The organism is Novosphingobium sp. AAP93 (genome assembly GCF_001296055.1).
Lineage (GTDB): Bacteria > Pseudomonadota > Alphaproteobacteria > Sphingomonadales > Sphingomonadaceae > Novosphingobium.
The window spans coordinates 1-7608 of the sequence record NZ_LJHZ01000055.1 but is presented as its reverse complement, the minus strand read 5'-3'; the positions used below and the strand labels follow the sequence as shown (position 1 = coordinate 7608).

The 7608-nt window shown below is 68.8% G+C and carries 11 protein-coding genes; all 11 read right to left on the bottom strand.

The features are described 5' to 3' along the window. Positions 1-126: 126 nt before the first annotated feature. Positions 127-399: a flagellar biosynthetic protein FliQ gene (locus IP83_RS09460; protein ID WP_054121970.1), complete on the bottom strand. Its 273-nt coding sequence runs from the start codon at positions 397-399 to the stop codon at positions 127-129. Then, positions 399-1157: a flagellar type III secretion system pore protein FliP gene (gene fliP / locus IP83_RS09455; protein WP_369817015.1), complete on the bottom strand. Its 759-nt coding sequence runs from the start codon at positions 1155-1157 to the stop codon at positions 399-401. The genes IP83_RS09460 and fliP overlap by 1 nt, the downstream gene beginning before the upstream one ends. 37 nt (positions 1158-1194) lie before the next feature. Beyond that, positions 1195-1464, bottom strand: coding sequence for a flagellar biosynthetic protein FliO (locus tag IP83_RS09450; protein WP_054121969.1), 270 nt, complete (start codon positions 1462-1464; stop codon positions 1195-1197). Beyond that, positions 1464-1724, bottom strand: coding sequence for a flagellar motor switch protein FliN (fliN, locus tag IP83_RS09445; RefSeq protein ID WP_054121968.1), 261 nt, complete (start codon positions 1722-1724; stop codon positions 1464-1466). Before fliN ends, IP83_RS09450 begins: the two co-directional genes overlap by 1 nt. 27 nt (positions 1725-1751) lie before the next feature. Beyond that, the gene (locus tag IP83_RS09440) at positions 1752-2636 is read right to left on the bottom strand and encodes a flagellar motor switch protein FliM (RefSeq protein ID WP_054121967.1); all 885 of its coding nucleotides are present in this window, start codon (positions 2634-2636) and stop codon (positions 1752-1754) included. An 8-nt stretch (positions 2637-2644) separates the two neighbouring features. Then, entirely contained in the window at positions 2645-3250 is a 606-nt protein-coding gene (locus tag IP83_RS09435) for a flagellar basal body-associated FliL family protein (protein ID WP_054121966.1), read from the bottom strand. Between the two features lie 31 nt (positions 3251-3281). After that, the gene (locus IP83_RS09430; RefSeq protein WP_156309653.1) at positions 3282-4613 is read right to left on the bottom strand and encodes a hypothetical protein; all 1332 of its coding nucleotides are present in this window, start codon (positions 4611-4613) and stop codon (positions 3282-3284) included. Positions 4614-4656: 43 nt separating this feature from the next. Beyond that, complete coding sequence (locus IP83_RS09425) at positions 4657-5088, bottom strand: hypothetical protein (protein ID WP_054121964.1); 432 nt, start codon at positions 5086-5088, stop codon at positions 4657-4659. A 28-nt stretch (positions 5089-5116) separates the two neighbouring features. Beyond that, positions 5117-6439: a FliI/YscN family ATPase gene (locus tag IP83_RS09420; RefSeq protein ID WP_054121963.1), complete on the bottom strand. Its 1323-nt coding sequence runs from the start codon at positions 6437-6439 to the stop codon at positions 5117-5119. Then, the gene (locus IP83_RS09415; RefSeq protein ID WP_156309652.1) at positions 6433-7041 is read right to left on the bottom strand and encodes a FliH/SctL family protein; all 609 of its coding nucleotides are present in this window, start codon (positions 7039-7041) and stop codon (positions 6433-6435) included. Before IP83_RS09415 ends, IP83_RS09420 begins: the two co-directional genes overlap by 7 nt. Continuing rightward, a partial coding sequence (locus tag IP83_RS09410) for a FliG C-terminal domain-containing protein (RefSeq protein ID WP_304437616.1) occupies positions 7025-7608 on the bottom strand: 584 nt, incomplete at its 5' end. The genes IP83_RS09415 and IP83_RS09410, both read right to left, overlap by 17 nt.

The window sequence follows — 7608 nt, the reverse complement described above, 5'->3', positions numbered from 1 at the left end:
GGGGGGGGGGGGGGGGGGGGGGTACGGCGCTGGCGTGGTCGCGGGACTGGCGGGCCGGGGCTACCCCTCCCCAACCCCTCCCCATCGGGGAGGGGCTTTTCGGGACCGGCCTGATGCGCATCCCCCTCACTTCCCGGTCTGCGCAATCTGCGCGAAGATATCGACGAGGAAATCGCCGATCAGCCCCATCATCGCGCTGCCCAGCAGCACCAGCACAAGCGCGATGGTGGCAAGCTTGGGGACGAAGGTGAGCGTCTGTTCGTTGATCGAGGTCGCGGCCTGCACCACGCCGACGACGAGGCCGACGGCAAGGCTGGCGAGCAGCACCGGGGCGGCGACAAGCGCGGTGACCCAGAGCATGCGGTCGGCAAGGGCGAGCAGGGCGGAGGTGTCGTTCATCAGCCGAAACTCGCAGCAAGGCTGCCCATCAGCAGCGCCCAGCCATCAACCAGGACGAAGAGGAGGAGTTTGAACGGCAACGAGACCACCGTTGGCGACATCATCATCATGCCCAGACTCATAAGGACCGATGACACGACGAGGTCGATGACGAGGAACGGCAGGAACAGCATGAAGCCGATCTGGAACGCGGTCTTGAGTTCGCTGGTGACGAAGGCGGGAAGCAGGATCGAGAAGGGCACGTCCGCGGTGCGGGCAAACTTGGGCGCCTTGGCCATGGTGGCGAACATCTGGAGATCGTGCTCGCGCGTCTGGCGGATCATGAAGGCGTGGAATTCAGTGCCCGCGTTGCCGATGGCCTGCTCGGCGTTGATCGTTCCGGCGGAATAGGGCGCGATGGCATTGGCGTTCACCTTTTCGAGCGTGGGCGCCATGATGAACAGCGACAGGAACAGCGAAAGGCCGATCAGCACCTGATTGGGTGGCGACTGCTGGAGGCCGAGCGCCTGCCTGAGGATCGCCAGCACCACGAGAATGCGGGTGAAGCTCGTCATCATCAGCACGAGGCTGGGGAGAATCGTGAGCAGTCCCATGATGAGGAGCAGCTGGAGCGACAGCGAGAGGCTGCCGTTCGATTGCGCGCCGGCGATCTGGCCGAAGGCGCGGTCAAGAGCGCCTGGGATGGCGCTGCCGGTGGGGGCGGCGGCGGGGGCGAGATCCGCGGCGTGGGCGGGCAGCGCGAAGGCCAACGCGCCGATGGCGGCGAGTGCGAGGACAGGCTTCAGTTTCACCGGATCAGTCCTCGCCGCCCGCGCGCGCGGGCACTTCAGCGAGGCGGACAAGGCCCTGCTTGGTGGCCGAGACGAGGATCTCGCGGCCGCGAAATTCGAGCACGGCGATGCGCTGGCCGGGGCCGAGCCACTGCGTCTCGATGATCTTCACCGACTTGGTGCCGCCATTCGGGCTGAAGCGCTGCTCCATGCGGCGTGCGAACTTGAGGCTGGCCCAGGCAAGACCGGCGATAAGCGGCAGGACGACCGCGAGCTTGAGGAGGTACCAAAGCATCAGGCCTGACCATCCTGACCGACCAGCTCGACGATCCGGAGGCCGAAGCGCTCGCCCTGCGCGACCACTTCGCCGCGGGCGATCAGCTTGCCGTTGACCATCACGTCGAGCAGCTCGTCCGTGAGCCGGTCGAGCGTGACCACGCTTTCCTCGGTGAGCGTAAGCACGTCCTTGAGCTTCATGTCGGTGCGGCCGAGCTCGACGGTGAGGCGCACGTCGACGTCCTTGAGGAATTCGAGGCCGCGGGTCTGAAAGGTCATGGGTCTGTCCTGAAAGGTGCCGCCGGGTCAGGCGAGCTGGGTGAGTTGAAGGGCAACGCGGTCGTCGACAGCGCCAACGGTGCCGAGACCGACGAGGCACTCGCCGATGCGCAGGGGCACATTGCGTGCGACCGGCACGGCGAGGACCTGTCCGACTTCGAGCGCCGAAAGCGTGGCAAGCGGGAGCGGCACGTCGACGAGCACGGCGCGCAGGGTGAGCGGCATGTCTGCGAACGGCGGTTCGAGCGGGTCTGCGGGCGTTGCTGTGCGGACGGGCTTGGGCGCGGGGCGGGCGGCGCCGGTCAGATCGGCGAGTGCAGCCATCGGGAAGCCGAGGCGCAAGGTCCATGCGGGCCGCGCCCCTTCACGGATCGTGAAGGTTAGGACGGCGAGCGCGGTGTCTTCCGACATGGCGGCGAGTTCAGCGGTCGAGGCGGCGCGGCGCAGCACGCGGATCGGACCTTCGAGGCCGAGCGTGGCGGCCAGCGGCGGGCCGACCAGCATCTCGATCCGCTGGACCATGAGTTCGGCGGAGAGGGGCAGTTCGCGCGGGAGCGGGGATGGCGCTTCGCCCGGGCCGCCGAACGCACGGTCAAGCAGGCGCAGCACGGTCTCGCCCTCCACGCAGGCCAGCAGCGGTTGGGCATCGGCAATGGCGGCAAGCAGGCCGATGGAAACAAGGCCGGGAGGGGCGAACGCACCGACAGTCAATTCCTCTGGCGCGCTGCAATCCACCACCGCCGCCTCGCCGCCATGGACCGGCGCGAGCGCGAGGCGCAGCTTGCGCGCCAGTTGCTCGCCGGCGCGGGCAAGCAGCGGCAGCAGTTCGGCTGCGGCGGGTGCCGGGCGGAGCAGCGCCGCACTGTGGCGGGCGAGCGGCCGCTGCGCGACGAGAGGGCGTTCGGGCTTCATCGGGCGCTTTACTGGACGATGAAGGTCTTGAAGTAGACGGCGTCGACCCCGCCAAAGCCTTCGGTGTCGGTGAGCACCTTGTTGATCGTGGCGACGAGACGCTTCCGCAGCCGGGCCTTGCCTTCGGCGGACTGGACTTCCTCTCCCGGCGTATCGGCGATCGCGGTGAGCAGGGCGGAGCGGATGGCCAGTTCGTGCTTCTGCAGCCACAGGATCACGCGGTAGTCGCGGTGGGTGGAGCAGGCGAGGCTGACCTGCACCAGCATGTCCGAATCCTTGAGATTCGATGTGAAATCATCGGTAAAGCTGAAGTAGGCGGTGCGGTATTCGCTGCCGCCCTCGCCATCGACTTCGTGACCGCCGCCGCCTTCCTCGCCGTGGCCGCCTTCCTTGGGCGCGGGGGCATAGGGGTCTTCCTCACCCTTGTGGATGAGCTTGGGGTTGTTGTCCTCATGCTCATCGCCATGGCCGCCGCCGCCGATGATCCCGGCTGCGACAAGGCCATAAGCCCCGCCGCCACCAGCGCCGAGCAACGCGACGATCGCACCGATCTTGAGCATCATGCCGCCACCCTTCTTCTTGGGCTTGGCGTCCTTGTCCTTCTTCTCGCTCATCAGGGGTCCTCAGAAACAGGCGTGAAAGGGATCAGGCGAAGATGCCGCCGCCGCGCTCGGTGCGCGGGACGGGCGATCCTGCCGGGTTGGCCGCGGGCTGCCGGATGGCGGGGGGCTGGCGCTGCTGGCTGGAGCCGGGGTCGGAATTGCTGCCGGACTGGCCTTGGGCGAGGCCTTGCTCGCGCGAACCTGGATGCTGACCGGTCGCGGTCGAGCGTGCCGGTTCGGCGACGGCAGCGGCATGTGCGGCAGCGACGGCAGGCGCAAAGGCCGGGTCGGGGCTCGCCATCGCGACCGATAGGCCGGTCGCATCGCTTTCGATCCGCAGCGAGATACGACCAAACTCGCCGTGATGCAGCGCAACTGCAACCGGGCCGCCCTGATCGGCGCCATCGCGCGCACGGGCGATCGAATCGACGAGCTGGTCGAAGCTGAGCGGCTGCGGCGCGGGAGTTGCGGGGGTTTGCAGAGGTGCTGCGGCGGGGGCGCTTCCCGGTTGAGCCAGCGCCAGCGCACCGGCGGTGTCGGGCAGAAGGGCGGGCTTTGCGGCGGGAAGCGCAGCTTCGCTCTCGCCGCGCAGCTTGCGTGTGGCCGGGCGTTCGGAAGTACCTGTCAGCGCCGCCAGTGTCGACGGTTGGGCGCGAGCGGCGATGTCTTGTGCCGCAGCCGGGGTTTTCGAAGCGGTTTCGGGTGGTGGCGCTGCTGGTTCGGCGGGCGCGGCAACGGTGTCGCGTTCGAAAACAAGCTGGGCGGCGGCAAAGGCAGCGGGTTGCGGCGCATTGACCGGGGCAGCCGTCTGCGTGGCCTCGTCCGCGCGCGGGGCGGTCGGCGTTGCGGGGGAGGCGACCTGTCTGGTGGATGCGGTCCGGGGAGGCTGCGAGGTCGCTGCGGACGCCTGCAATCCAGCGGTCGGTGCCTGCCCCGCAACCGGCAGTGCTGCAAGCAGGGCCGGCAGGGGCGAGGCCGTCTCGGCCGATCGATCCGCTTCCGTCTGGTCGCTTGCTGCCACTGTGGTGTCGGCGGTAGTGTCGGCGGTATCGTCCTTGGCTCCCGCCGCGATGAGCAGTCGAAGTGCGGCAACCGGAGCGGCAAGGCTTTGCCGGATCACCGGCAAGGTCTTGCCGGGCTCCTCGGCAGCCGCCGCCTGATCAACGGGAGCTTCGGCGCCAGTCCGGAGCGGTTCCGGTTTTGTGGTTGCGGCAGGGGCGGACTGTCCGGCGGGCCGCGCGTCTTGTGCCAGAAAGGCCGCAAAATCTGACGATTGGCCCCGATCCGTATCGGCATTAGATGCCGCAGGAGCGGTGTCCCGGGCAGGTGCGCGCACCTCTGTGCGCGAAAGCGGGATCGGAGCGGGCGCAGTCATCGCGGGGGGCACAGTCCTTGGCGAGCGGTTTGGTTAACGGCTGCTATTCAAGAGGCGTGCCAAGTGGGCTGGCCGGCTTCGCGGGGTGTGCGGTGTCAGCCGATTTGCGGGCGATACGCTGGCGGGCGGCTTCGATGCGGTCGTCGACCGCGGCACGGCGGCGCTCGGCTTCGGCAGCTTCGGCGGCGCGAGTATCGGCGGCCTCGCGCGCGCGGGCGAGATCGGCGGCGGTCTGGTCCGCGATGCGGGTGAGGCCTGCCACGAACCGCTGCGACTGCCTGAGGTCCGCCCCGGTGGTGGCATCGCGGCGCAGGCGATAGGCATCGATCAAAGCGGCCGTCCGCGTCTGGAGATTGGCGACTTGCGCCAGCGCAGCTTCCGCCCGCGCCGCTTCTGCGAGCGCGGTCTGGCGGGCGATGCTGCGCAGGCGTTCGAGGCGGCGCAGGCGTTTGAGCTTTGTCTTGTCGGTGCTCATGCGCCGACTTTCTCGAAAGCACCGGTGCTCATGTCGCCATCAGGGCGGCGAGTTCAGCAATGCTGCGGTCCATCGGGACGACGTCACGCTGCGACTGGCTGAGGAACTGCGTGAGCGCGCCGTGCATGGCGATGGCGCGGTCGAGCTGCGGGTCGGCCCCGGCGCGGTAGGCGCCCATGAGGACGAGATCGCGGTTGGCCTCGTAGTTGGCGATGAGCGCGCGAAAAGCGCGGGCGTCGGTCTGGTGGAGCGGATCGACGATGTCGTTCATCACGCGGCTGAGCGAGGCGGCGATGTCGATCGCCGGATACTGGCCGCGCTGGGCAAGATCACGGCTGAGCACGATGTGGCCGTCGAGAATGGCGCGCGCGGTATCGACGACGGGGTCATCCTGGTTGTCGCCATCCGCGAGCACGGTGTAGAGCCCGGTTACCGAGCCGCCGCTGGCCGCCGAATTGCCCGCGCGCTCGACGAGCTTGGTGATGGTGGCGAGGGCCGATGGCGGGTAGCCGCGCGCGGCGCCGGGTTCGCCGAGCAGAAGCGCGATCTCGCGCCCTGCATGCGCGACGCGGGTGAGGCTGTCCATGATCAGCAGGACCTGGTGCCCTGCAGCGCGGAAGTATTCGGCCATCGAGGTCGCCAGCATTGCGCCGCGGATGCGCAAGTTTGGCGCGTGGTCCGCCGGTACGGCCACAACGACCGAGCGCGCGCGCCGGGGGCCGGACATATGCTTTTCGACGAAATCGGAGACTTCGCGCGCGCGCTCGCCGATCAGACCGACCACAACGATCTCGGCCTCGGTACCGTGGGCGATCATGTCGAGCAGGACCGACTTGCCGACACCCGAGCCCGCCATGACGCCGATGCGTTGGCCGACGCCGAAAGTGGTGAGCGCGTTGAGGGCACGGACCCCGACATCGAAGGGTTCGCGAACGGGGGCGCGGTCGAGCGCGCTGCCGCGAATACCGCCGGAGGGCCATTCTGCGCGCGCGGCGATGGGCGGTCCGCCGTCGATCGGCAGGCCCTCGCCATCGACGGCGCGGCCGAGGAAGGCCTCGCCGACGGGGAGCATTCCGGGCTTGCCTTCGGGCCGCACGCGCGCGCCGGGGCGGAGCAGGACGGTATCGCCAAGCAGCATCATCAGCATGCGCCCGGCGCGAAAGCCGATGGTTTCGGCCAGCAGCGAACCGCCGCCATGTGCGATGCGGCACTGCGCGCCGATGGGGAGCGAAAGACCGCTGACTTCAAGCAGGCCGCCGTCGCAGGCGGTGACGAGACCATAGCGACGCGGGGCAAAATCGGGCTGGGCTTCCTCGCAGCGGACGAGGAGGGGGAGAGCAGCGTTCAGCATGAAGACAGCGCGTCAGATAGCGCGCGGGTCCAGGTGCCGGGGCCATCCTCGACACCGCCGGCCGTGCCTTCGATGCGCAGCGCGCCGCGTTCGAGCGACGGATCGGGTTCGAAATGCCAGTCTTCGGGCAGGCGGGCAGCAAGCAGCGCGAGATCTTCGGGGTGGAGGCGGATCACGCGTTCATCCGCTGCACGGGCGAGCATGCCGGCAGCCTGCTTGACGCGAGCGGTGAGCGCATCGGGATCGATGGCATATTCGCCGAACAGCGGCATGCACAGCGCAAGGACGGTATCACGCAGGCGCGCCTCGAGTTCGCGCGTGAGATCGGCGTCGAGGCGGCCAAACGCGAGTTCGAGTTTGGCGCGGGCGGCATCCTGCTGGGCAAGAGCCTCGCGGAAAGCCGCTTCGGCATCGGCAGCGCCTTGCGCATAACCCGCGGCAAAAGCGCGCGTTTCGGGGTCTTCCTCCGGTTCCGGTGGCGGCGGAGCCGGTTCAGGCGCAGCGGCTCCGCGCACAAACCGGTGATCCTCCCGGAAACCGCCGGGCGTGAGGCCCAGCTCGGCCAGCGACAGCACACGCACTACGCTAGACATAATCGTCATCGCCCGCACCGAACACGATCGTGCCTTCGGCGGCGAGGCGGCGGGCGGCGGTGACCACGGCCTTCTGCGCCTCGACCACTTCGGCCATCTTCATGCGGCCGCGCGCCTCGATCTCGTCGCGCACCCCTTCCGCCGCGCGGCTCGACATCGCGCGGAAGAAGCATTCGCGGGTTTCCGGCGCGATGCCCTTGAGCGCGGCGATGAGCGTATCGGAATCCACCTCGCGCAGCAGCGAGCCCATGGACTTCTCGTCGAGCACGAACAAGTGTTCGAACTTGAACATCTCGTTCTCGATGGCCTTGGCGAGCTGCCGGTCCTGCTTGGCGATCTCGGGCATCACGCGCTTCTCGACCGCGCGGACCGAGGCGTTGATGATGTCCGCCGCCTCGCGCGGGCCGCCCATGGTGAGCGCGGCGCTGCCGTGGCATTCGGTGATGCGCTGGGCGAGGAGGTCTTCGAGCATGGCAATGGCCTCGGGCGCGACGGGGCCGAGCGTGGCGATGCGCTGGATGACTTGCGGCTGGAGCGGCTCGGGCAGGGCATGGAGCACGCCCGCCGCGACATCGG

Coding starts and splice junctions, on each gene's coding strand:
- IP83_RS09460 (WP_054121970.1), bottom strand. CDS start 399: ATGAACGACACCTCCGCCCTGCTCGCCCTTGCCGACCGCATGCTCTGG.
- IP83_RS09450 (WP_054121969.1), bottom strand. CDS start 1,464: ATGCTTTGGTACCTCCTCAAGCTCGCGGTCGTCCTGCCGCTTATCGCC.
- fliN (WP_054121968.1), bottom strand. CDS start 1,724: ATGACCTTTCAGACCCGCGGCCTCGAATTCCTCAAGGACGTCGACGTG.
- IP83_RS09440 (WP_054121967.1), bottom strand. CDS start 2,636: ATGAAGCCCGAACGCCCTCTCGTCGCGCAGCGGCCGCTCGCCCGCCAC.
- IP83_RS09435 (WP_054121966.1), bottom strand. CDS start 3,250: ATGAGCGAGAAGAAGGACAAGGACGCCAAGCCCAAGAAGAAGGGTGGC.
- IP83_RS09430 (WP_156309653.1), bottom strand. CDS start 4,613: ATGACTGCGCCCGCTCCGATCCCGCTTTCGCGCACAGAGGTGCGCGCA.
- IP83_RS09425 (WP_054121964.1), bottom strand. CDS start 5,088: ATGAGCACCGACAAGACAAAGCTCAAACGCCTGCGCCGCCTCGAACGC.
- IP83_RS09420 (WP_054121963.1), bottom strand. CDS start 6,439: ATGCTGAACGCTGCTCTCCCCCTCCTCGTCCGCTGCGAGGAAGCCCAG.
- IP83_RS09415 (WP_156309652.1), bottom strand. CDS start 7,041: ATGACGATTATGTCTAGCGTAGTGCGTGTGCTGTCGCTGGCCGAGCTG.